The following is a 21278-nucleotide window of genomic DNA, read 5'->3' as shown; positions in this document are numbered from 1 at the left end:
GCTGGCAGTGGCCAGGGGAGGGATCCGAGTGAACGCCGAGCACTGTCCAGAATGTGGCGCCGCGGGCAACCGTTGCGGATGCGTACCGGGGTTCCAGCCCCTGCGCGTGCGCCCGTACGTCGCCCTGCCCGACCCCGGTCAGGACACCGCCCCGCCGCCACCCCTCCCGCCACCGCCGCCACACCCGGGCCGCGCGGCGCAGACCATCCCGCCGCAGGCACCGCCGCAAGCACCGCCGCAGGCACCGCCGGCCTCGGAGGCCCCCACTCCGCCGTACGGGACACCCGTGGTGCCCCCACCCGAAGAAACGATGCAGCTACGGCCGGTCCCGGCCTACGAGCCGCAGGGGGCGCCCGGGACACAGGGCACGCAGGGCACGCAGGGCACGCAGGGCACGTACGGCACACAGGCGGGCCATGCGCCGCACGAGGGGCAGCAGGCTCACGGCGGCCACGCGGCACACGACGGGGTCCAGGCCCACGGCGGGGACCCGTCCCACGGCGGGCACCAGGCCCACGGCGGGTACCAGGCCCACGACCACGACGAGGCCCACGACCACCACGACTACTACCACCACCACTACGAGGCCACGCCCCCGCGACGCCGCATACCGTTCCTGCCGATAGCCGCGGCCTCCGTCGCGGTCATCGGTGTGGCGGCCCTGGCGCTGATGGTCTTCTCGGGCTCCGACGAGCCCGGACCGGCCCTCCTGGACGCGAAGCCGTCCTCCCCCCTCATCAGCCTGACCCAGGTGGACCCGTCGCGGTCGGCCGTGAGCGCCAAGCCGACCCCCTCACCCTCCCGCTCCGCCAGCCCCTCCCGCTCCGCCTCCCCCACGCCCTCCCCCTCCCCCACCCCGAGCCGCTCGGTGACGCCCTCGGCCACCCCGTCCCCCACCCCGAGCCGGACCTCCGTCTCTCCCAAGCCCCCCGTCCAGGGGCCGACCCTGCGGTACGGGGACTCGGGCGCGGAGGTGGAGAAGCTGCAGCGCCTGCTGTCCGCCCAGGGCATCTACCGGGGGAAGTTCGACGGCCGGTACGGCAACCGCACGGAGTCGGCGGTATCGACGTTCCAGGCGTACAACGGCATCGACGAGGACCCGTGGGGCGTCTACGGTCCGGCGACCCGCCGCGCCTTGGAGGGATAGAACACACGGGATCCGGTGGCGCGCACCCCTCCGCGTTTTGTATGGTTCAGGAACAAAGTGGTTCCGTCCTCACTCCCTGACCGGTGGACGGAACCACTTGTTCTCTTTTCCCGCCCCGTCTGGAGCCCCTCCGATGCCCACCGGCAGCCCCACCACCACCGCCGTCCTGACCGCCAAGGCCCTGCTCCTGGACATGGACGGCACCATCGTCAACTCCGACGCGGTGGTCGAGCGCTGCTGGAACGACTGGGCCGTCGCCCACGGCCTGGACCCACGGGAAGCCCTCAAGGTGGTCCACGGCCGCCAGGGCTACGCCACGATGGCGATCCTCCTCCCGGACCGCCCGATGGAGGAGAACCTCGCCGAGAACGCGGTGATGCTCGCCCGCGAGACCGCCGACACCGACGGCGTGGTCCCGGTCGGCGGCGCCGCGGAGTTCATGGCCGCCATCGGCGACCTCCCGCACGCCCTGGTCACCTCCGCCGACGCGGCCCTGGCCACGGCCCGGATGGGGGCCGCCGCCCTGCCGATGCCCGAGGTCCGGGTCACCGCCGAGTCCGTGCGGGCCAGCAAGCCCCACCCCGAGGGCTTCCTCAAGGGCGCCGCCGCTCTCGGCATGGACCCGGCCGACTGCATCGTCTTCGAGGACTCGGCCGCCGGCATCGCCGCAGGCCTCGCGGCGGGCATGCGCGTCATCGGCATCGGCCCCCGCGCCGCCGCCCACGGCCCCACCGCCCACGTCCACGACCTGACGTCCGTCGCCGTCACCACCACCCCCGAGGGCGCCATCACCCTCACGCTCGACACCGCCTGACACCAGCCGACCGGCCCTCCGAACCACACCGCCCGCCCCTGCCCCCCCCCCGGCCCCGGACCCACTCCCGGCTCGGGGCCACTCCCCACCACCGGGCCCGGCCACGAACCCACCAACCGGCAGCACGGCCCCACCGATCCACCCCGGCACAGAGGCCCACCGGGCCTATACCGGCCGGACGCGGCACGGGCCCACCCGTCCGACCTGGACCAGGCCCCACCGGGCCCACCGGACCGGACCCGGCACGGACCCACCCGTCCGACCCGGCACAGGCCTACCGGTCCGACCTGACACAGGCCAACCAATCCGACCCGGCACGGACCCACCGATCCGACCTGGCGCAGGCCCACGGGTCCGACCCGGCACGGACCCGTCAGCCGGACCCGACGTGGGCCCACCCGCCGTACCCGGCACCGCCATGCCCCTCCCCTCTGACGGGCATGGCGGAACCAGGCCCCGGACCGGCTGTCGAGTGCGGCGCCGTGGCCAGATGCTCCGCCCCCGGACCCCCGCGCCTCAATCACATGCGGAGCAGGGCCACCGTTCGCGTACGAGCTGACACCGGCCAAAGCCAGACCCTCCGGCGTTTACCGCATCGGCCCGTAGGGCCGCCATCCGCGTACGAGCTGACGCCGACCAAATCCAGCCCCTCCGGCGTTTGAGGAGCGGGGTCTGGGGCGGAGCCCCAGAAGCCTCGGGCGCAGCCCGGGACAGCGGGCACCTCAGCGGTGGCTGGGGAGGGTCCGGGCGGAGCCCGGGGAACGGTGGAAGGGCGGGTAGGGGACTCCGCCCCGCAGGGCCAACCACCCGCACCCGCCCACCGGCCTCCGCGCGGGGACGCCAGGGGCAGTACCCCGCCAGGCCACCGCCGGACGTTGTCCGGCAAAGCGGCGCGAATCCCGGGAACCCCAGCCCAGCCCGACGGTCCCGACCCCACCGACCCCACCGGACCCACCGGACCCACCGGACCCACCGGTCCACCCGGACCGACCCGTCCACCCGGACCGACCGGGCCACCCGGACCACCCGGTCCGACCGGGCCAACCCACCCGGCAGATCCGACTGGTCCGACCGACCCGCCCGATCCACCCGGCCCAACCGGACCACCCGGACCACCCGGACCACCCGGACCAACCCGCCCGGCAGATCCGCCCGATCCGACGGGCCCGCCCGATCCACCCGGTCCACCCGCTCCGACTTGGTCCGACTGGCCCGCCCGGGCGCACGGGGCCGACCCAACCAGACACCGACCCACCCGTCCGACCGGGCACAGCGGACCGGCCCGGCCAGCCAAGGCCCCACCCGTCCGACCGGGGCCCACCCGCCGGGCAACCGGCTCGAGTACGGCCCACGGATCGGGCACGGCCCTACGACTCAGACCTGCGCCGACCAGCCGGGCGTCCGCCCGACGGACCGGCGGCCCAAGTGCCCGGCCAGCACTCGCAGCCAGCCCGCCCCGGCCCGACCGGCACGCTCATCCGCCGGCCTCACCAACCTCACCAACCTCACCGGCCCACCGGCCCACCGGCCCACCGGCCCCGCCTGGCTCCCCCGCTCACGCGCCAACGCGCCGACGCCCACGCACTCACGCAACACAAAACTCGTTCCCCTCGGGATCCTCCAGGACGACGCCGTAATGCGTCTCCAACTCGTCCAGCACCCGGACCACCCTCGCGCCCACCGCAACGAGCCGCTCCACCTTCTCGTCGACCCGCCGCGTCCGGAGCTCCATCGGAACCCCGCGCCCGCCGCTGACCTTCAGATCCAGGTGCACCCGGTTCTTGACGGTCTTCGGCTCCGGAACCTGCTGGAACCACACCCGCGGCCCCCGCCCCGCCGGATCGACGATCGATTCCGGGAGCTCCCCGACCCCCTCGGGCAGCTCCTCCTCGGGCACCCCCATGTCCGCCCAGTACGCGCGCCAGGTCACGTGCCCGTCCGGCGCCGGCTCGGGTACGTACCCGAGTGCTTCGGCCCAGAACACCACCATCGTCCGCGGATCGGCGCAGTCGATGGTCACTTGCATCGTCGTCTCCATACCGGGAGCCTCTCAGGCCGAGAGCCCGCCGCCTCCGAATCGGCGCTCACCGGTCCCACCCTTCACCCGGAACCGGCGGCACCACCCCACCGCGGTGGCCTCCCACCCAGCCTCGGCAGCCAGCCTCAGCCGACCCGCCGCCAGCCCGGGCCGGCCCCGCCCGCCGCAGACGATCCGCCCGCCACCTCGAGCAGCGGCTTCGCCAACACCGCCACCCCCGCAGCTGATCGCGCCGTCGACACCACCGCCACGGGACATTGCACCCGGTTCCCACCCAACCAGCCCGGAGCCTCAACTCCCTTTGCCCATAGGCGTGTCACCAACCTCGCCATGACATGCCCATGCCTCCAAACTGTCATCTCGCGCCCATCCCCGGGAAACCCGGCGCGGCCAGCATGGCCACACCCACAGCACACCCCACGGCACGCCCCACGGCACACCCCACGGCTCACCCCGAAGCACGCCCCACGGCACGCCGCACAACGCACCCCACCGACCACCCCGCCGCACGCCCATCCCCACCCCCACCCCCACCCCCACCCAGGAGCCCCTCATGCCCTCCACACTCCCCACTCCCACGCCCACGCCCACACCCTCCATCTACGCGCGTCGACTCGGCATGCTCGCCTCCGCCCTCGCAGCCGCCTCCCTCACCACCCTCCTCGCCGCCCCCGCCGCCTCGGCCGCCCCTCCCACCCCCATCAGCGCCGCGGCCGCCCGCTCCTACCTGGCCACCGTCACACCGAAGACCGAAGGCTCCACCAGCGGTTACAGCCGCGACCTCTTCCCCCACTGGATCACCGTCTCCGGAACCTGCAACACCCGCGAGACCGTCCTCAAGCGCGACGGCTCCGGGGTGGTCCAGGACTCCGCCTGCGCGGCCGTCAGCGGCAGTTGGTACTCCGAGTACGACGGCGCCACCTGGACCGCCGCCTCCGACCTGGACATAGACCACCTCGTCCCGCTCGCCGAGGCCTGGCGCTCCGGCGCGAACTCCTGGACCACCGCCAAGCGCCAGCAGTTCGCCAACGACCTCACCCGCCCCCAGCTCATCGCGGTCACCGACAACGTCAACCAGTCCAAGGGCGACCGCGACCCCGGCCAGTGGCTGCCGTCGCGCACGGCCTACCGCTGCACGTACGCGCGCATGTGGGTCGAGGTCAAGCAGTACTGGGCCCTGAGCATGGACTCGACGGAGAAGACCGCCCTGGTCAACATCCTCAACGCCTGCTGACACCCACACGCTCCGCCCCACCACGCCCACCACACCCCACCCACCGCACCCCACCGCCCACCACACCCCACCGCACACCCCACCCCACCCCACCCCTGGCCAAGGATCTTTCCCCCGCCAGGGGGAGGTGGAGCACCCTGTCCCCGTCGTACGGTGGCCGCAAGCCAACGCAGGACGAAGGAGGGGGAGTCGCATGGCCGCAATGCGCCTGGGACCGCTGCTGCGCCACGTCGACTGGGACACCGGAGACTCCGCCACGATATGGATCGAGGCGGACCGCCCGTGCACCGCCGAGGTGCGCTGCGCCGACGGCTCCGGCGGCAGCGTCCGCACCTTCCAGATCGCCGGCCACCACTACGCCCTGATCCCCGTCACCGGCCTCACCCCGGACTCCACCACGGCGTACGAGGTGTTCCTCGACGGCCTCCGCGTCTGGCCACTGCCGGGCAGTTCTTTCCCGCCGAGCAGCATCACCACCCCGCCCACGGGGAGGCCCGGCCCGGCGGGCGCCCCCGCCCTGCGCCTCACCTTCGGCTCCTGCCGCCAGGCCGCCCCGCCGGCCGGACGGCGCGGACCGCACGGTCCCGATGCGCTCGACACCCTCGCCGCCCAGCTGGCCGCCGACCCGGAGGCGGTGCGGCCCGACGTCCTGCTGCTCCTGGGCGACCAGGTGTACGCGGACCAGCTTTCCCGTTCCACCCGCCAGTGGCTGGCGGCCCGGCGGGACCTGCGCGAGGCCCCCGGCGCCCAGGTCGCGGACTTCGAGGAGTACACCCGGCTCTACTACGAGTCCTGGCTCGATCCGGAGATCCGCTGGCTGCTCTCCACCGTCCCGAGCCTGCACATATTCGACGACCACGACGTCATCGACGACTGGAACACCAGCGCCGCCTGGCTGGCACAGATGCGTGCCACGCCCTGGTGGCAGGAGCGGGTGCTCAGCGGGCTGATGTCGTACTGGGTGTACCAGCACCTGGGGAACCTCTCCCCCGCCGAGCTGGCGGCCGACGCGCTGTACGGGGCGGTCCGCGAAACCCCCGACGGCACCGACGCGCTACGGGCCTTCGCGGCCTCGGCGGACGCCGACCCGGCCACGGTGCGCTGGAGCTACCGCCGCGACTTCGGCCGGTCCCGGCTGCTGATGGTCGACACCCGGGCGGCCCGCGTGCTCGACGAGGCCGGGCGGGCCATGCTCGACCCGGCGGAACAGCAGTGGCTCCGCGACAACGCCCTCGCCGGGCACGGGAGTTACGACCACCTCCTCATCGGGTCCTCACTCCCCTGGCTGATGCCGCCGCTCGTCCACGACGCGGAGGTGTGGAATGCCGCGCTGTGCCGCGGGGAGCGGGGCCCGAGGTGGGCCAGGATCGGGGAGGACCTGCGGCGGCGCAGCGACCTGGAGCACTGGGCGGCGTTCCCGGCCTCGTTCGCGGCACTCAGCGACCTCGTGGAGGAGGTGGGGACGGGCCCGCGGGCTCCGGCGACGGTGTGCGTACTGTCGGGGGACGTGCACCACGCGTATGTGGCCGAGCCCCGAATACCCAGTACGGCCCGGGTGTTCCAGCTGACGTGCTCGCCCGTGCACAACTCCATCCACACCGCCGTGAAGTGGGGCTTCAGGCTGGGCTGGTCCCGGTTGGGGCGGTGGCTGGGCCGCGGCTTCTCGCGGCACGGCCGGACGGGCCGGCCCCCGCTCAGCTGGCGGCGTACGGGCGGCCCGTGGTTCGGCAACCAGCTCATGACGCTCGCACTGTCGGGCCGCTCCGCGCGGCTCCGCCTGGACCAGGCCCGCAAGGGTCCGCGTCTGGTGACGGTCCTGGACCGGGACCTCACGCCTCCGCTCCAGGGCGACGGGCGGCCCGGTTCCGGACGCGGGTGAAGAGCTGAAGCGGGTCCGGGGCCGCGGACCGGGAACACGCCCCGCGTCCGACCGCCCCCCGGGCGTCCGGTCCGTGGACACCCGGCGTACTCTGTTTGGCTGTCAGCCGCCCCTGCCGCTCCCCGCGACGTCGCGGCGCTTCACGCCGAGGCACGTCAACCGGACTGGGGAGTCCCGCTTTGCTTGAGACTCTGGGCTCGCTGACTTCGAGCCCATGGATCTACGCCCTCGTGGCGCTGTCCATCCTGCTCGACGTCTTCCTGCCGGTACTGCCGAGCGGGGTGCTGGTGATCACCGCGGCAGCGGCCGCGGCGGCCGCCGGAGCGGCGGGACCGGTGCCCGTGCAGGCGCAGGTGCCGGACATCCTGGCGCTGCTGGTGACGGCCGTCACCGCCTCGGTGCTGGGTGACATGGCCGCGTACCGGCTGGCCCGGCGCGGCGGTGCCCGTCTCGACCGGGCCATCGCCCGCTCGCGCCGGCTCACCCGCGCCCACGAACGCCTGGGTACCGCCCTCGCGCGCGGCGGCGGCGCCCTCGTGGTGGTCGCCCGCTTCGCCCCGGCCGGCCGCTCGGTGGTCTCCCTCGGCGCGGGCAAGACCCAGCGCGAGGTCAAGGAGTTCCTGCCCTGGTCGGTCCTGGCCGCCATCGCCTGGGCCGGGTACAGCATCGCCCTCGGCTACTTCGGCACCCAATGGCTCGGCGCCACCTGGCTCGGCACCGCCGTCTCGGTGATCGCCCTCTTCGCCGCCGGAGCCCTGGCAGCCTTCGTGGTCCGCCGCCCCACCCCAACCCCGGCCACCTAACCCCGCCCCAGCCCCCCTCGCCCCAACTCCGGGCCCCAACTCCGCGCCTCCTCCTCCGCGCCCCAACTCCGCGCCTCCTCCTCCGCGCCCGTCCTCCCGCGCCCTTCCCCCCGGCCCTTCCTCCCGGGCCTCTCCGGCGGCGCCCCACTTAGGACCTCGCCCGTTGGCCCCCTCCCCAGACCCCGGCCCCCTCCACCCGGAGCTCCGCAGCAGCACCCCACACCCGGCCCTTCCTGCCTGCTTCCCCTCGCAGCCTCCGCTCCACCTCCCGACTCCGGGCCCCCTCTTCCCGGACCTCTCGGGCGGCACCCCACTCACGACCCCACCCGGTGGCCCCCTCCCCAGACCCCGGCCCTTCATGCCGGCTTCCCCTCGCAGCCTCCGCTCCACCTCCCAAATCCGGGCCCCCTCCTCCCGGACCTCTCGGGCGGCACCCCACTCACGACCCCACCCGGTGGCCGCCTTCTCCAGACCCCGCCCCTCCACCCGGAGCTCCCGAGCAGCACCCCACGCGCTGCCCGTCCCACCTGCTCCCCCTCGCAGCCTCCTCCCCGCCCCGGACTCCCTCCCGGGCCCCTCCTCCCCGCTCCGCGTTTCCCCTCCCGACTCGCCCCCTCCCCGCTCCACGCTCCCCGCTCGCGCTTCCTCCCCGTCCCCCTCCGGTGCGGCGATCCGGGGTCGCGGCCCCCGCCAGCCCGCTCGTCCCCGGCGCGGCGCTCGCAGCGCGGCGCTCGGGCCTTCTCCTGGGCCCGGGCCTCCCCCGGGCGGAGCAGTGGCTCACCCGTTCACCCGGCAGCGATCGCCGGAGCCGCGCCGGGCTCCTAGCGTCCAGAGCACGGCGCGCACTCGAATCCGCGCCGCGCCGTTCCCGGAGCCCGAGGAGTCCTCTCCATGCCCGCCACCACGCACCGCCACCGCCGGTACCGCCCCCTCCACCGCGTCCTGGCCGTCGCCGGCACGGCCGTCGTCATCGCCGCCGCCGTTCCCGCGACCCTCGCCCACGCCGGTTCCTCCGGCAGCGTCACCCCGAACAGCGTCGCCCCCGGAGGCCGGGTCAACCTCAACGTCACCGGCTGCGTAACAGGGGCCGTCGAGGCCACCTCCGGCGCCTTCGGCAGCGTGTGGCTGGAGCGGAGCAACGCCCGGGCCACCAACTCCGCCGGTGGCGCGACCGTTGGGAACAACCCGGGCTCGTATTCCGTCACCTTCAAGTGCGCCAGCTCCGGCGAGCAGGTCACCGTCCCGCTGACCGTCACCACCGGCGCCGCCCGGGGCGGGCTCGGCGGCAGCGTCGGCTCGATGAGCCCGGGCCAGATCGCCATCGGCGGCGCCCTCGTCGCGAGCGCGCTCGGCGCCGGCGCGTGGTTCCTGCGCCGCCGCACGGGCCACGCCTCCTGACACCAACGGGCCTCCCCCCTCCGGGCGCCACGGGAGTGGCCGATGGTCCCGCCGCACTCGGGACTTTCCCCACTCCCGCCCGGAGCCCGCCCCCGCAAGGCTGAGTCCACGCACCGCTGCCCCCACAAGGAGCCCGCCATGGACGAGAGCCCGCGCCCCGTGATCGCCGCCGTCGACGGGTCCGCGAACGGCAACCGGGCCCTGGAATGGGCCATCTCCCAGGCCCTGATGGCCGGAGCCCCGTTGCGCATCGCGCACGCCCGCCTCTACATGAACTCCATCGGCTCGGCCCTGTCCGGCGCCTTCGAGGAACCGGGCCCGGACGACGACCCCGTACTCATCCGGGTCCGCGAGGCCCTCGACGGCCGGGCCGGGCTCCCGCCGATCGAGTACGCCTCCCACCCCGGCGCCCCCGACACAGTGCTGCCCGCCCTCGGTGAGGGGGCCCAGCTGATGGTCCTCGGCTCACGCGGCCGCGGCGGCTTCGCCAGCCTCCTCCTCGGCTCGAACGGCATCGCCTGCGCCGGCCGCGCCGCCTGCCCCGTGGTGGTCGTCCCGCGCGCCGACCCGCCCCTGCACGACCCGTACGGGAAGGTCGTACTCGGCCTGAACAGCGCGGCCCCCGACGACAGCACCACCTGGTTCGCCTTCCGCGAGGCGGCCCGGCGCGGGGCCCGTCTCGAGGTCGTCGTCGCGCACGCCTGGCCCGCCCGCACCTTCACCGTCGCGGGCGCGATCGGCACGGCCGCCCACGAGCAGACGGCCTCCGCCCACGAGGTCGCCGCCCTGGCGGCGGCGCACCTGCGCCCGTACGCCGAGCGGTTCCCGGAGGTGGCGGTGGAGCGGGTGTCGGCACCGGGCAACGCGGCCGGCCACCTGGTCGCGGCCTCCCAGGCCGCGGACCTGATCGTCATAGGCCGCCACCGCCAACGCCCGCTCTCCCCGCGCCTGGGCTCGGTCACCAACGCGGTACTGCTCCACACCGGCTGCCCCGTCGCGGTGGTCCCCCTGGAAGAAGACGCCGTCCCAGCAGCCGCCTGACCACCGGCCCCCCACCCACCAGCCCAACCAGCCACCTGCCCCAGCCGGCCAGTCGCCAGTCGGCCACCGGACCACACCGGCACACGACCAGTCGGCCCACCGAGCCGACCGGGCCACCCGGCCACCGGACCGCCGACCCACACGGCTAGTGCTGTGGCCGGGATGGTTCGCCGGCTCGCGGCGTCCGGTACGGTCCATCGCAAGGCGGAGGGCCACGGCTCGTACTGGACGTACCTCCGCGGTCCGACAACGCAGGGGGCCCCCAGCGATAGCTGGGAGAGAGGTGCCGTGCCGGGCGTCGCGACCCGGTGAACCTTCCCGGTCACAGCACTGGTCGGCTGGCTGACCACCGGACCGCTCAGGCCCACCGGGTCTCCAGGCCACCCTGCCAGTCGGCCACCGGACCGCTGAGCCACCCCGACGGCCGCCCACCCGGCTGCACGGCCACCGGCCACACGGCCAGCCGACCACTGGGCCATCGGGCCACCGGGCCACCAGGCCGCTGGGCGGCTATCCGGCCACTGGGCCGATCAGGCCCACCGGGCCGCCAAGCCAACCCGTCAGGCGGCCACCGGACCGCCGAGCCACCCGCCCACCCTGACGGCCACCCACCCCGCTACACGGCCACCGGGCCACACGGCCAGTCGACCACCGGGCCACTGGGCCGCTGCGCCACTAGTCGACCACCGGGCCTCTCAAGCCCACCGGGTCGCCGAGCCAACCCGTCAGTCGGCCTCCGGGCCCCTGCGCCCCTGCGCCAGTCTGCTGGTCGACCACCGGTCCAGTCGGGCTCACCGGGTCGCCACGCCCTACCGCCACCGGGCCGGTGAGACGCTGAGCCACCCGCCCAGCAACCCATCCGGGCGCCCGGCCAGGCAGCCACCGAGCCGCTGGGCCACACCGCCAGTCCGCCACCGACCCAGCGGGCCACTCAGCCACTCAGCCACCCGCCCACCAGCCCCTCCAGACACCCGCCCGCCCCGCCACCGAGCGCTGGGCCGCCCGCACACCCGCCCACCGAGCTGCTGGGCCGCACGGCCACCCGCCCACCAAGCCTCCGGGCCGCCCGACCACCCGCCCTCCGGGCCTCCGGGCCTCCGGGCCACGCCGTCCACCCGCCTAGCGGCTCCATCCGGCCGCCCGGCCACCAGATCACCAGGCCGACAGATCACCAGGCCGACAGGCCGACAGGCCGACAGGCCGACAGGCCGACAGGCCACCCCCTACCCCGCCACGGCCGCCCCCCTGACCTGGAGTCCCTCCAGGAGGTCCCGGGTCGCCTCCGCGACCGCGTCGACGGCGGCCGCGAAGACCTCCTGGTTGTGCGCGGCCGGCGCCCTGAACCCGGACACCTTCCGTACGTACTGCAAGGCGGCCGCCCGGATCTCCTCCTCGGTCGCCTTCTCCGGGATCGCGGGCGGACGCAACGTCTTAATGGATCGGCACATACCCCCACTATCCCGCTCCCCCGCCCCTTGTGACACAGGTCACATGGAATGAACGGGCGGTCCGCGGCCTCTTCCTACTCGAGACGCCGTCAAGGAGGAAGCAATGACAATCCCTTGGGCACGACCGGTCATCCGGACCAGCCAAGCCCCTCGGGCCACTCGGGCCACTCGGGCCACCCGGGCCACCCGGGCCACCCGGGCCCCTCGGGCCACCCGGGCCGCCCAGGGGATCCGGGCCACCCGGCTCACCCGGGCCACCCGCCCGGCCTGCGCGGTCGTGACCGGCCCCCTCCTCGCCGCGACGGCGCCCGCCACCGCGACCGCCGCCCCCGCCGGGCACCACAGCGGGACCGGAGCCGAGAACCACGGCGCCGGGACCCCGACCCCCGGCACGCCCCCCGCAACCGGCACCTACACACCCCTCCCCGGCGCCCACGGCCCCGGCCCCGGCCCGGCGACCCTGGACCACGTGCACGTGCCGAAGGCCGGTTCCGCCCGGGCCCGGCAGGTACTGGTCCTGACGCCGGGGCAGTTCGCGGCGGCGGGCAGTCTCGCCCGCGAGCCGGCCGCCGGGCTGCCCGACACCCAGGCGTGGGCCGTCGACCGCCGGGAGCAGAACCTCGCCGATCTCGACGGTTTCCGCCGCTCGCCGGACCGCGCCGCCGACCACTACCTCGGCGGGCACTACCGGAAGCAGACCGCACGGACCGTGCCGTACGTCGCCGACTGGGGCCCGGCCCTCGAACTGGCCGATCTGCGCGAGGTCGTACTCGCCGCGCGGGACGGCGGGCGCGGCCAGGTGGTCCTGGGAGGGCACTCCTGGGGCGCGACCACCGCACTCGCGTACGCGGGCCGGGACTTCGGCGGCCACCCCGGTCACCGCGACCTCTCCGGTCTGGTGCTGCTCGACGGCGGCGTGCACGACGCGTTCGCCGGGGAGAGCGCCACCTACCGGCTCACCGCCGACCAGGCGGACGCCTTGCGCGCCCGGATCGCGGGAGGCGAGGTCTTCGACCAGTCGGTCACCATGGGGCGTACGGAGAGCTTCGCGATCCTCCAGCAGCTCGCGGGCGCGTACGCGGCCACCGCCCCCGAGCAGCCCCCGACGCTCGCCGCACACCTCCCGGACCCGCTGCGCCCGCCCGCCGGGGTGCCCAACGCGGAACTCCTGGAACGGCTCCACGTGACCCACCCGCTGGTCCCCGACCTCAGCATCAACCCGGCCTGCACCCCGGACGCGAACCTGGCCCGCGCACTGGCCGGACCGGTCCCCTCCGTCACCCAGTGGTACTGGCCGAACCGGCTCACCCCGGACCTGGAGACGCTCACCCCCTTCCTCACCCGGCTCGGCCAACGGTGACGGCACCCCGAACCACACCCAATCCCACGCCCGCGACTCCCCGCTCCCCCTCACCCTCACCCGACCTGCCCGTACTCGTACGCGCCGCCCAGCGCGGTGACCGGATGGCGACCCAGGAGCTCCTGGACCTCCTCACCCCCTACATCGGGCGGCTGTGCGGCCCGATCGCGCTCCAGGACGGACCGGACGCGACACAGGAGGCGCTGATCGTGATCTTCCGCTCCATCGGCCGACTGCGGGAGCCCGCGGCACTGTTCGGCTGGGCGCGGGTGATCGCCGTACGGGAGGCGGTCCGGATCGCCCGCGCGGGGGCCCGGACCGTACCGGACCCGCTCGGCGAAGTCCCCGCGCGGGACGACCCGCAGCTCGCCACCGACGTGCGCGACGTACTGGAACGGCTCACCCCCGCGCACCGAGCCGTGCTGGTCCTGCGCGACCTGGAGGGGCTGGACGAGCATGCCGTCAGCGCGCTCCTCGGCGTACCCGAACCCACCGTGCGGACCCGGCTCTTCCGGGCCCGCCGCAACTTCCGGAAGGCGTGGGAACGTTGAACGAGTCCTGGCCGGTCGCCGAAATCGACTCCGTCCGCAGGCTGCGGGTGATCGCCCGCACCACTCCGGGGGCGGGCTTCGCGGAGCACCTGCTCGACGCACCTTTTGAGCAAGTCTGGAGCCTCGCCTCCGACTTGGAGAACCAGATGCCCCGGCTGATCACCGACATCAGCGCCTTCACGGTGACCTCGGCCGCCGGGGACCGGCTCGAAGCGCGGGCCCGCAGCCCCCTGGGCATGCGGGCACGCTTCGACATCGTGCTGCGGCCGGGCTGGTGCCTCATGCAGAGCCGGTTCGTACTCGGCGGCATGGCCGCCGTACCGGAGGGGGACGGTACCCGCTTCGCCTTCTTCGGCGCCCTGCGCATCCCCGGGCTCCGCCTGATCGACCGTGCCCTGCACCCGCTCATGGATCCGCTGGGCGCCAAGGCACTCAAGCGCCTCACCGACCAGCTGACCCCTGATAGGCCTTCCCGGCCACAGCACTAGCGAGCGGCTCGGGCCCGCGCGGCGGCGACGTAGCGGACGGTGAACACCATCGGGATGACGAACCCGGCGGCCTGGACGAGGGTGGCGGGCGTCGAGTGGCCGTTGCCTGCGTGGGCGAGGGCGGCGAGCACGCAGGCCGTGACCGCGAAGGCCGCGGTCCACACGGCGGTGATGACGAAGTTGATCCGGATGAACGGCTTCAGGCCCCACACCTCGCGGGGAGTGGTGCGCTTGGCGATGCCCAGCGTGAAGGGCTTGCGCACGAGCAGCGAGACCCCGGCGATGAGGGCCAGGGTGGCCGAGGAGAGGGCCGCCGAGTAGTCGTGCACGGGCGAGTCCGGGTCGGCGAAGGCGATGGCCGTCAGCACCGCGAAGAAGACCGCCGAGCCGATCTCGATGATCAGCGCGTCGAAGCCGGCCCCGGCCAGCCGCTGCTGGACGGTCACCGCCACCGCCACCAGGAGACCTGCGAGCGCGGCCCACTGCCACTGGCTGGACGGAAGCACCGCGAAGACGATCCACGGAAGGAAGGTGCGTACGTACGACATTCGAAGACTCCCCGATCGACCAACATTCCTACCCTGACATGTCAAAAGTAGAAGCTCCACTATCGACCTGTCAAGAGTGGAAGGTAAGATGTCGGCATGAGCCTTCGACACGCCCTCCTCGGTCTCCTCTCAGAGCGCCCGGCCAGCGGGTACGACCTGCTCAAGCGCTTCGAAACCTCACTGGCCACCGTCTGGCCCGCCACCCAGAGCCAGATGTACGGGGAGCTGTCCAAGCTCGCCGACGCCGGAATGATCAGCGTCTCGGCGGAAGGCCCGCGCGGCCGCAAGGAGTACACCCTCACCACCGAGGGCCTCGCCGAACTGCGCCACTGGCTGACCGCGACCAAGCCGCAGCGCAACACCCGCAGCGACATCCTGCTGCGAGTCTTCTTCCTCGGCGTACTCACCCCCGAGGAGGCGCGCGGCTACCTCACCGAGCTGGTGGAACTGTCCGAGCACGAGTACGAGAACCTGCGCCGGCTGAACGACTCCATCGACTGGGGCGACGACCCCCTCTCGGTCCACGGCAAGATCGCCCTGGAGTACGGCCTGCGCTTCAACGCCATGCGCCGCGAATGGGCCGAGTGGGCAGCCGGCCAGATCAAATGACAACCGCCTGACGGGAATCCGGGTACGGGGATGCGGAAGACCCCCGACCGCGAACGGTCCCCTCTGCACAACCAGCCGGAACTCGGGCCGCGCTCAGGAGGGTTGCGAGGTGTCTTCCTCGTAGGAGAGGGTCGATTCTCCCCGTACGTCCATGTAGAAGTCGGATACGAGGAGCCACGCTTCGTTCTCGCGACGGAACACCCGGAGTGCATACGTCTTGCGCAGGGGGAGCGGTGATCCCGCCAAGGTCTGCTGCCCCTCGCGCTCGGTGTAGGTCTTGACGATCACGACGTCATCGGTCACCCATCGGAGCTGTGACCGGGGGGATCCCACCGGCGTCCCGGCCAGGAACCGGGGATCCGCGAAGAGCCTGCGCAGGTGTCCGACGATGGCTTCGCGGCCTTGAAAGGTCTTCCCGACCACGTTGGTCAGCTCGGCGTCGTCGGCGTACACATCCACGAAGGCCTCCGCGCCGTGCTCCTCGAGCCCGGGGACGGGGGCGGAGGCGGGGGCGGGCGCGGCGACGGTGGCGGGGGCGGGGGCGGGGGTGATCTTGCGGATCTGGCTCCAGATCCGCTGTTCGTCCCTCTCACGCTGCCGCGTGGTGTCGCGTCCGTGCGGTGATCCGGACCCCGCGGACCGTGCCCCGCGATCCCAATGCACGACGTCCGCCCACTCGTTCCCGGGCCGGCGGCGCAAGGCCGGTGTCCGCCGGGCGGCGGGGTGGCCGAGGCAGATGATGAGCTCGGGCCGGACGGACCCGGGGAGGCCGAGCAGGGTGGCGGCCGCCGTCGCGCTGAACGAGGTGACCGGCCCGGCACCCAACCCCAGGGCGTGCGCCGCGAGGAGCATGGTCGCGGTGGCCGTTCCCACATCGACGTACGGACCGGGGTCCGCCTGGGTGAAGCCGAACGTCCCGGCCCGATCCCAGTCGACGCACACCACGACCGCGGCCGTGGGGACCTGGAGCATCCCGGGCGAGATCATCCGCAGCGCGCGGAGCATCTCGGGTCGGGTGACGACAACGTACCGGTGGATACGGCGGTTTCCGGCGCGTGGCGCGTAGCGGGCGCTGTCGACCACGGCCTCCAGGTCTCCCTGGTCGATGGGGGCCGTGGTCAGCGAGCGGACCACACGGCGGGTGCGGATCGCCCGGATGACGGGGTGGCCTTCGGCGCTCTCCCGCGTGTCGTTCATACCGTCTCGTTTTCGGCCAGCCCCAGACGGGTCACGAGATGCTCGGCCACCGTCCGGCACAGGTCATCCACCTGGGCGGCGTAGGCATCCGGGTCTCCGGCCTGGACGGCCGTGTCTCCGGCTTGCCGCTGAATCTCCGTGAGCAGGGGCAGTAGTTCGTCGGCCGCCTGGGGGGCGATCATTCCGGCGAGCCGGCCCGCCGCGGTGAGCAGACGCTTCGGCGCGTTCTCCGCGGCCTCGCCCATCTGGATCCTGGCTGCTGCGACGAGATAGGCCAGGAGTTCGACCGCATCGTCCTCGGAGAGCACGTGCGCGGCCGCGCGGGTCTCCGGACGCGGCGCGGATGGTGCAGGCCTGCAGGACATAGCCACCAGCATTTCACCGGGGCGCCGACCCGGCATCTCCGGCCGCTCAGCGCCCCTGCCGCCCGGCCGACGGGACGGATACTGCGGCGACGGGCCCCGAAGACGGGCCCCAAAGGGGCAACTGCCGTCGGGAACCGACGTCGAAGACCCCTCGGCAAGATCGCCGAGGGGCCTTCGTACTGGTGGGCGCGGACGGTTTCGAACCGCCGACATCTGCTTTGTAAGCTCGCCCAGCCCCCGGTCCCGCTTTGGCTTGTCCCCAGCCCCGCACCCGCGTGGGACCGTCCTGAGCTAGGGCTGTCCGCCCTCGTTGATGTCATCCACGGATGTCAGACACAGGGCCCATGCGCGGGTCTGTGCTCCTGTGCTCTCTTGCGCGCCAGGCCTCCTGCCCACACCTTGGGGAACGTGCAGCTCGGCGTTTTGACCACGCAGGGGGAGGGCGACACATAGTGACTTCAGCGACACCTTGGGCCACGCAGACGTTCGGGGCCGTAGCCAGCCAGCTGACCGAGACCGTCCCAGCCTGCCTCATGGAAGCCCACGACAGGGCCCGTCATGGTCACGAGGGGGTGCACACCCAGACCCTCGAAGCCTACGGTCATGGGCTCCACGCAGCGCAGTACGAGGCACTCGCAGCCGGCCTGACACCGATCGAAGGCGCAACTTCACGTCGGCTCCAGGGCCGCACCGTGATGCTCATCGGCAACCATGCGGTTTATCCGATCCGCTATGCGAAGAAGGACGTGCCGGTCACTGACGCACGGCTACGGAAGGCTGCTGGCTTCCGGGCCGACCTGATCCGCCGCCACGGCCCACAACCAATGCAGCAAGCATTCGACCTCGGTCTGGACGAGCTAGACGAAGGACATGTCCATCCGGATGTGGCTCTCCTGCCACCCGACCTCCGGCTGATCATCGTGGCCTACGCCTGTTCGATGGAGCGGGGCGTGATGCGGATCGAGTGGGGCTCCGCCGAGTTGCGGCGCGAGGACCGCTACCTCATCTGGCACCAGCATGAGCGCCTCCACCCGCCGGCCACACCTCGCGCGGCCTAGCAGCGACACTCAGATCAGCCGCGATTGACGTACACCTGCCCCAGCCTGCGGCCGAGCTGGTATCAGTTGCCGACTTGGCCACCATTCGAGCACCTAAGGCGAATTCCATTCGGCTTGCATTTACGCCAGTCACATTTACCACTCGGCCCGCTTTTTGATATCCCATCAGGAAACACCGACCAGGCAGGGAATCGAACACGCGACTCCCCGCCCCACCCGCGACCGAAATCCAGACTAGCGACCCTCATTAGCTGAAGGTGTTCAAATACACTGACCTTATGCGCCTGAGAATCATGAGAAGGCAAAGCGTGAAATGGGTGAACAGGATTAGGAGCACGCTCGTCACCCAACGATTTACTTTCTCGACATCCATTCCAGACGCCACACCTAGAATTGCTGCCGTCGTCAACGCGACCAGGAGCGAATAAGTCACGTTCGCTTGAACTTCTTTTGCGAGCTTGAAACGCTCATTTTGATCCGTCGCTCCCCCCACCCCCTGGGCCGCTTTTCCAGTGACATCAAAAAGGAGCACCAATAGGTTAAAAAGGAGGCCGGCAAGGATCGCAAATGCGGCCAGAATATTATCGACACCTCCGAGTTTCCAGCCCAATCCGGCCCCCACCACCCCTAGGGCGGTTGGGGCGGCGCAGAAGAAGCCCAGTTCACCCCAGAGGATTTTTCCGGTTGCATGGCTGCGGAAAGTATTGAAGTGATCCTTCATGATCGGAATGAGGTCAATCATTCTGATCAACGGGAGCCTCCAATCTGTAGTGATCCCACGATGCAGGCATCTGGAAGTCACGACGCATGCGATCGACGCCGAGTCCCATGTTCCGTCCCAGGTCCTCGGACAGCTCCTCAGCCTTCATGTACGCATAGACGTCTGTGAGCGTCGTGACTTGGTCCCGCTGCATCTCGGAATCAAGGTCGTAGAGCATTGCTGGAGTTGTACCAGACGCCACTGACAACGTCCTCATGGAGCCGGCAATCTTGACCGTCACCTTCATCTCTTTGAATGTGACGTCTCGCCATTCCAGGAGGCTTGATACATCAGTTTCTCCGCTGATTATGGACTGAATTTTCCGCTTGTGGAACGAGCCGGTTCGCGGAGGCCGGAGCATTATCTCCATCGTCCCAAAATCGCGCTCTCCGGCACCAATCTCCAAAGCGTCGGCAACATCGTGAGGAATTGCCTGACGCACGAGGCGGATTTTCTTTATCTCACCGTCAGCCAGATAGGCACCAAAAGCTGCCTCTGAGGTCATGCTGTTAATCTCAAGAGTGTAGCCGTTATGCTTGGCAGCAAAAGCCCGCTTGAACGCTTCGGATAGCGTTGCGATTACACCATTCCCTTGAAATCTCTCAGTAAAAAGCAGCCCGAACGTACAGTCAGCGGGAAGGATGATGTAGTTTCGCAAATCAGTAAGATCTACATGATCTTCTTCCTTCTGGAATACGACCTGCCCAGTGGATCTGTCACGTATGCGCGACTGAGCTCCGTAGTATCCCTGAGCGAGTTTAACTCTTAGCGATCGATTACTCTGGGAGATATCGCGCGCCTCCAGCGAGCGCTCTTTCTCCGCGATCTCGTACGGTCGCTCTGTCAAGCTCAGAAAGAACCCGTAAAATTCTTTGAGGAGGTCCGATCCACCTCCATCGAAGTTATCGACCTTGAGGTACTCCCCGCGGCCACGCCTTTTGATCCTGATCGCGTAACTCGCGAGCGTGTGCTTCGCCACCCGCCACCTCCCCAGTGAGAAGCCGATCATTCCATAGCGTAGAGAGCCGCTGGCGGTTTTGGCTGTTCAGTAAGTGGCCCCATGGGGATTGCCAGTCGCAGGTCCGCAGCATGATCGGTCCCGCTGTCATCCCGTCTGCCGTCGTCCCACACGTAGTGGTAGCAGGGCAGTCGTCAGGGGCCCAGGTGGAGCGCCCCGCTGGACGAACGACCTGGGCCCCTGGCGGCTGGTCTGCTACGGCTTGCCCTGGGACGACGGCAGACGGGATGACAGCCCCCACCCCGAACCACAACGGAGCCGCAGGCGCACGACTGGCCCCCGCATCCCAGAGTCAGAGCGCCCCCGCCGGAGGCATCTGTTCTGACGGACGGCTCACCGATCAGGCCGGGCTCGTCCAGCCCATCAAGTCCTGAGCCATTGGCGCGCGGCCGGCGCCCCGGGCTGGAGCGGGGCGCAGACAGGAGCGCAGGCCCGGGGCGACGGGCGCGCGACGCCGCCTTGGCGGCGGAAGCGCCCTTGATGAAGTAGGGAAACTCTTACCGCAGGGGCGCCCTTGTGGCCTGGCTGGTCCGCTGCTCCCATGACCCTGACATTGCTGTGGGGACTGGGGGGCTAGTGGACGAGTTGAAGGTGACCGCGTGGCAGCGGTACGGACATGATCGTCTCTATGTGAACCTGCCTGACGGGACGGTGGTCGCCTGGATGGACCGCAAGACTGGCGAGATCAGGGTCTTACGTACCGAGTACCAGGATGCTGCTCGCACTGTGTTGGGCCGACCTGCTCCTCCGGCTCCCTCTCCGGTTCCGACCGCGTTGCCCGGTGATGGCATCCGTCTTCGGTCGCCTCTACTCACGCCAGAGAACGACCTCGCGAAGAATCGGCCCGGTGAGGAGCTGCGGCACCGCCTCGCCACGTCAGGTCCTGGGCTGTGGGAGCGCGTGATTGCGTGGGCGCTTCGACGTCAGACGGATGAAGACTCCTGGCGTACGGGGCTGGTCGGCGAACGCCGGGTGGGGCAGGAACTTGAGCGACTGGAACGCCAGGGGTGGCGTGTGCTGCACTCGATTCCGTTGCCGCGCCAAGTGGACATCGATCACTTGCTGATTGGGCCCGGCGGGGTTTTCACGATCAACCCAAGCGGCACCCCCAGAAGCGGGTCTGGGTGGGGGACGACATGGCGAAGGTCGATGGCGGCAAGGCCCACCCTTATGCGGTGAAGAGTCGGGCGGAAGCCGAACGCGCGCGCAAGGGGCGAGCGACGCTCCCAGTCCGCTCCCATTGATGTCAGATCTGGATGCAAAAGACCCCCCGCCATGATCGGCGAGGGGTCTCTTAGCTGGTGGGCGCGGACGGTTTCGAACCGCCGACATCTGCTTTGTAAGAGCAGCGCTCTACCCCTGAGCTACGCACCCGTGGGCTCTTGGCCCCGGCCCCACAGTGAAGTGGACAGCCTACGTGACTGCGCCCCCGCGGCTCTCACCGTGGGGCTTCGGTACCGGTCTGCGACCTGTGCCCGGACATGCCCTGCCCGCTGCCCGAAGGCAGGACGACAGCCTACAT

20 protein-coding genes and 1 tRNA gene are annotated in these 21278 nt (G+C 71.5%); 13 read left to right on the top strand and 8 right to left on the bottom strand.

The window, feature by feature from the left end; translation table 11 throughout:
* Positions 1-310 precede the first annotated feature (310 nt).
* Both OG904_RS21430 and OG904_RS21425 read left to right on the top strand, forming a co-directional pair.
* The gene (locus tag OG904_RS21430; RefSeq protein ID WP_405493325.1) at positions 311-1147 is read left to right on the top strand and encodes a peptidoglycan-binding protein; all 837 of its coding nucleotides are present in this window, start codon (positions 311-313) and stop codon (positions 1145-1147) included.
* Positions 1148-1280: 133 nt separating this feature from the next.
* Complete coding sequence (locus tag OG904_RS21425; RefSeq protein ID WP_405493323.1) at positions 1281-1961, top strand: HAD-IA family hydrolase; 681 nt, start codon at positions 1281-1283, stop codon at positions 1959-1961.
* Positions 1962-3546: 1585 nt separating this feature from the next.
* On the opposite strand, the gene OG904_RS21420 is transcribed toward OG904_RS21425, so the two are convergent.
* Positions 3547-3999 carry a VOC family protein gene (locus OG904_RS21420; RefSeq protein WP_405493321.1) on the bottom strand — a complete coding sequence of 151 codons (453 nt, stop codon included), beginning with the start codon at positions 3997-3999 and terminating at the stop codon, positions 3547-3549.
* A gap of 553 nt (positions 4000-4552) precedes the next feature.
* Between OG904_RS21420 and OG904_RS21415 the strand changes: the two genes are divergently transcribed.
* The 5 genes from OG904_RS21415 to OG904_RS21395 all read left to right on the top strand — a co-directional run bounded on the left by OG904_RS21415 (position 4553) and on the right by OG904_RS21395 (position 10354).
* Positions 4553-5233, top strand: a complete 681-nt coding sequence (locus OG904_RS21415) for an HNH endonuclease family protein (RefSeq protein ID WP_405493319.1) — start codon at positions 4553-4555, stop codon at positions 5231-5233.
* A gap of 193 nt (positions 5234-5426) precedes the next feature.
* Positions 5427-7112, top strand: a complete 1686-nt coding sequence (locus tag OG904_RS21410) for an alkaline phosphatase D family protein (RefSeq protein ID WP_405493317.1) — start codon at positions 5427-5429, stop codon at positions 7110-7112.
* Positions 7113-7291: 179 nt separating this feature from the next.
* The gene (locus OG904_RS21405) at positions 7292-7915 is read left to right on the top strand and encodes a DedA family protein (RefSeq protein WP_405493315.1); all 624 of its coding nucleotides are present in this window, start codon (positions 7292-7294) and stop codon (positions 7913-7915) included.
* Positions 7916-8806: 891 nt separating this feature from the next.
* On the top strand, positions 8807-9313 hold the full coding sequence (locus OG904_RS21400) for a hypothetical protein (RefSeq protein ID WP_405493313.1): 507 nt from the start codon (positions 8807-8809) through the stop codon (positions 9311-9313).
* A 138-nt stretch (positions 9314-9451) separates the two neighbouring features.
* Positions 9452-10354: a universal stress protein gene (locus OG904_RS21395; protein WP_405493311.1), complete on the top strand. Its 903-nt coding sequence runs from the start codon at positions 9452-9454 to the stop codon at positions 10352-10354.
* 1223 nt (positions 10355-11577) lie between these two features.
* On the opposite strand, the gene OG904_RS21390 is transcribed toward OG904_RS21395, so the two are convergent.
* Positions 11578-11802: a DUF2277 domain-containing protein gene (locus OG904_RS21390; protein ID WP_405493309.1), complete on the bottom strand. Its 225-nt coding sequence runs from the start codon at positions 11800-11802 to the stop codon at positions 11578-11580.
* A gap of 277 nt (positions 11803-12079) precedes the next feature.
* Here OG904_RS21390 and OG904_RS21385 point away from each other — a divergent pair, with 277 nt between their 5' ends.
* From OG904_RS21385 to OG904_RS21375, 3 genes are all read left to right on the top strand, one after another.
* Positions 12080-13162 carry an alpha/beta fold hydrolase gene (locus tag OG904_RS21385; protein ID WP_405493307.1) on the top strand — a complete coding sequence of 361 codons (1083 nt, stop codon included), beginning with the start codon at positions 12080-12082 and terminating at the stop codon, positions 13160-13162.
* A 104-nt stretch (positions 13163-13266) separates the two neighbouring features.
* Entirely contained in the window at positions 13267-13713 is a 447-nt protein-coding gene (locus tag OG904_RS21380) for an RNA polymerase sigma factor (RefSeq protein ID WP_405493305.1), read from the top strand.
* A complete protein-coding gene (locus OG904_RS21375; protein ID WP_405493303.1) occupies positions 13710-14201 on the top strand; it encodes a hypothetical protein in 492 nt (163 codons plus the stop codon). Before OG904_RS21380 ends, OG904_RS21375 begins: the two co-directional genes overlap by 4 nt.
* Here the strand turns inward: OG904_RS21375 and OG904_RS21370 are convergent.
* On the bottom strand, positions 14198-14749 hold the full coding sequence (locus OG904_RS21370) for a hypothetical protein (RefSeq protein WP_405493301.1): 552 nt from the start codon (positions 14747-14749) through the stop codon (positions 14198-14200). The genes OG904_RS21375 and OG904_RS21370 overlap by 4 nt on opposite strands.
* Positions 14750-14845: 96 nt before the next feature.
* On the opposite strand from OG904_RS21370, the gene OG904_RS21365 reads away from it, so the two are divergent.
* Entirely contained in the window at positions 14846-15358 is a 513-nt protein-coding gene (locus OG904_RS21365; RefSeq protein WP_405493299.1) for a PadR family transcriptional regulator, read from the top strand.
* Between the two features lie 93 nt (positions 15359-15451).
* Here the strand turns inward: OG904_RS21365 and OG904_RS21360 are convergent, their stop codons facing one another.
* On the bottom strand, positions 15452-16555 hold the full coding sequence (locus OG904_RS21360) for an SgcJ/EcaC family oxidoreductase (protein ID WP_405493297.1): 1104 nt from the start codon (positions 16553-16555) through the stop codon (positions 15452-15454).
* Entirely contained in the window at positions 16552-16863 is a 312-nt protein-coding gene (locus OG904_RS21355) for a DUF6092 family protein (RefSeq protein WP_405493295.1), read from the bottom strand. Before OG904_RS21355 ends, OG904_RS21360 begins: the two co-directional genes overlap by 4 nt.
* A 590-nt stretch (positions 16864-17453) precedes the next feature.
* Here OG904_RS21355 and OG904_RS21350 point away from each other — a divergent pair.
* Positions 17454-17978 (top strand): hypothetical protein, encoded by a 525-nt coding sequence (locus tag OG904_RS21350; protein WP_405493293.1) that lies wholly within the window; start codon positions 17454-17456, stop codon positions 17976-17978.
* Between the two features lie 247 nt (positions 17979-18225).
* On the opposite strand, the gene OG904_RS21345 is transcribed toward OG904_RS21350, so the two are convergent.
* Both OG904_RS21345 and OG904_RS21340 read right to left on the bottom strand, forming a co-directional pair.
* Complete coding sequence (locus tag OG904_RS21345; RefSeq protein ID WP_405493291.1) at positions 18226-18729, bottom strand: hypothetical protein; 504 nt, start codon at positions 18727-18729, stop codon at positions 18226-18228.
* Complete coding sequence (locus OG904_RS21340; RefSeq protein WP_405493289.1) at positions 18713-19717, bottom strand: hypothetical protein; 1005 nt, start codon at positions 19715-19717, stop codon at positions 18713-18715. Before OG904_RS21340 ends, OG904_RS21345 begins: the two co-directional genes overlap by 17 nt.
* Before the next feature lie 702 nt (positions 19718-20419).
* Here OG904_RS21340 and OG904_RS21335 point away from each other — a divergent pair.
* The gene (locus tag OG904_RS21335; protein ID WP_405498163.1) at positions 20420-20935 is read left to right on the top strand and encodes a nuclease-related domain-containing protein; all 516 of its coding nucleotides are present in this window, start codon (positions 20420-20422) and stop codon (positions 20933-20935) included.
* 120 nt (positions 20936-21055) lie between these two features.
* On the opposite strand, the gene OG904_RS21330 is transcribed toward OG904_RS21335, so the two are convergent.
* A tRNA-Val gene (locus tag OG904_RS21330) sits at positions 21056-21130 on the bottom strand.
* Positions 21131-21278: the final 148 nt, after the last annotated feature.

It is taken from the genome of Streptomyces sp. NBC_00096 (assembly GCF_045041305.1).
Lineage (GTDB): Bacteria > Actinomycetota > Actinomycetes > Streptomycetales > Streptomycetaceae > Streptomyces.
This window is presented reverse-complemented; position numbering and strand designations above follow the sequence as displayed.

Excerpts from the sequence above, each read along its gene's own strand:
- OG904_RS21430 (WP_405493325.1), top strand. The coding sequence starts at position 311 with ATGCAGCTACGGCCGGTCCCGGCCTACGAGCCGCAGGGGGCGCCCGGG.
- OG904_RS21380 (WP_405493305.1), top strand. The coding sequence starts at position 13,267 with ATGGCGACCCAGGAGCTCCTGGACCTCCTCACCCCCTACATCGGGCGG.
- OG904_RS21350 (WP_405493293.1), top strand. The coding sequence starts at position 17,454 with ATGGAAGCCCACGACAGGGCCCGTCATGGTCACGAGGGGGTGCACACC.
- OG904_RS21395 (WP_405493311.1), top strand. The coding sequence starts at position 9,452 with ATGGACGAGAGCCCGCGCCCCGTGATCGCCGCCGTCGACGGGTCCGCG.
- OG904_RS21335 (WP_405498163.1), top strand. The coding sequence starts at position 20,420 with ATGGACCGCAAGACTGGCGAGATCAGGGTCTTACGTACCGAGTACCAG.
- OG904_RS21400 (WP_405493313.1), top strand. The coding sequence starts at position 8,807 with ATGCCCGCCACCACGCACCGCCACCGCCGGTACCGCCCCCTCCACCGC.
- OG904_RS21415 (WP_405493319.1), top strand. The coding sequence starts at position 4,553 with ATGCCCTCCACACTCCCCACTCCCACGCCCACGCCCACACCCTCCATC.
- OG904_RS21370 (WP_405493301.1), bottom strand. The coding sequence starts at position 14,749 with ATGTCGTACGTACGCACCTTCCTTCCGTGGATCGTCTTCGCGGTGCTT.
- OG904_RS21410 (WP_405493317.1), top strand. The coding sequence starts at position 5,427 with ATGGCCGCAATGCGCCTGGGACCGCTGCTGCGCCACGTCGACTGGGAC.
- OG904_RS21390 (WP_405493309.1), bottom strand. The coding sequence starts at position 11,802 with ATGTGCCGATCCATTAAGACGTTGCGTCCGCCCGCGATCCCGGAGAAG.
- OG904_RS21425 (WP_405493323.1), top strand. The coding sequence starts at position 1,281 with ATGCCCACCGGCAGCCCCACCACCACCGCCGTCCTGACCGCCAAGGCC.
- OG904_RS21360 (WP_405493297.1), bottom strand. The coding sequence starts at position 16,555 with ATGAACGACACGCGGGAGAGCGCCGAAGGCCACCCCGTCATCCGGGCG.
- OG904_RS21365 (WP_405493299.1), top strand. The coding sequence starts at position 14,846 with ATGAGCCTTCGACACGCCCTCCTCGGTCTCCTCTCAGAGCGCCCGGCC.
- OG904_RS21420 (WP_405493321.1), bottom strand. The coding sequence starts at position 3,999 with ATGGAGACGACGATGCAAGTGACCATCGACTGCGCCGATCCGCGGACG.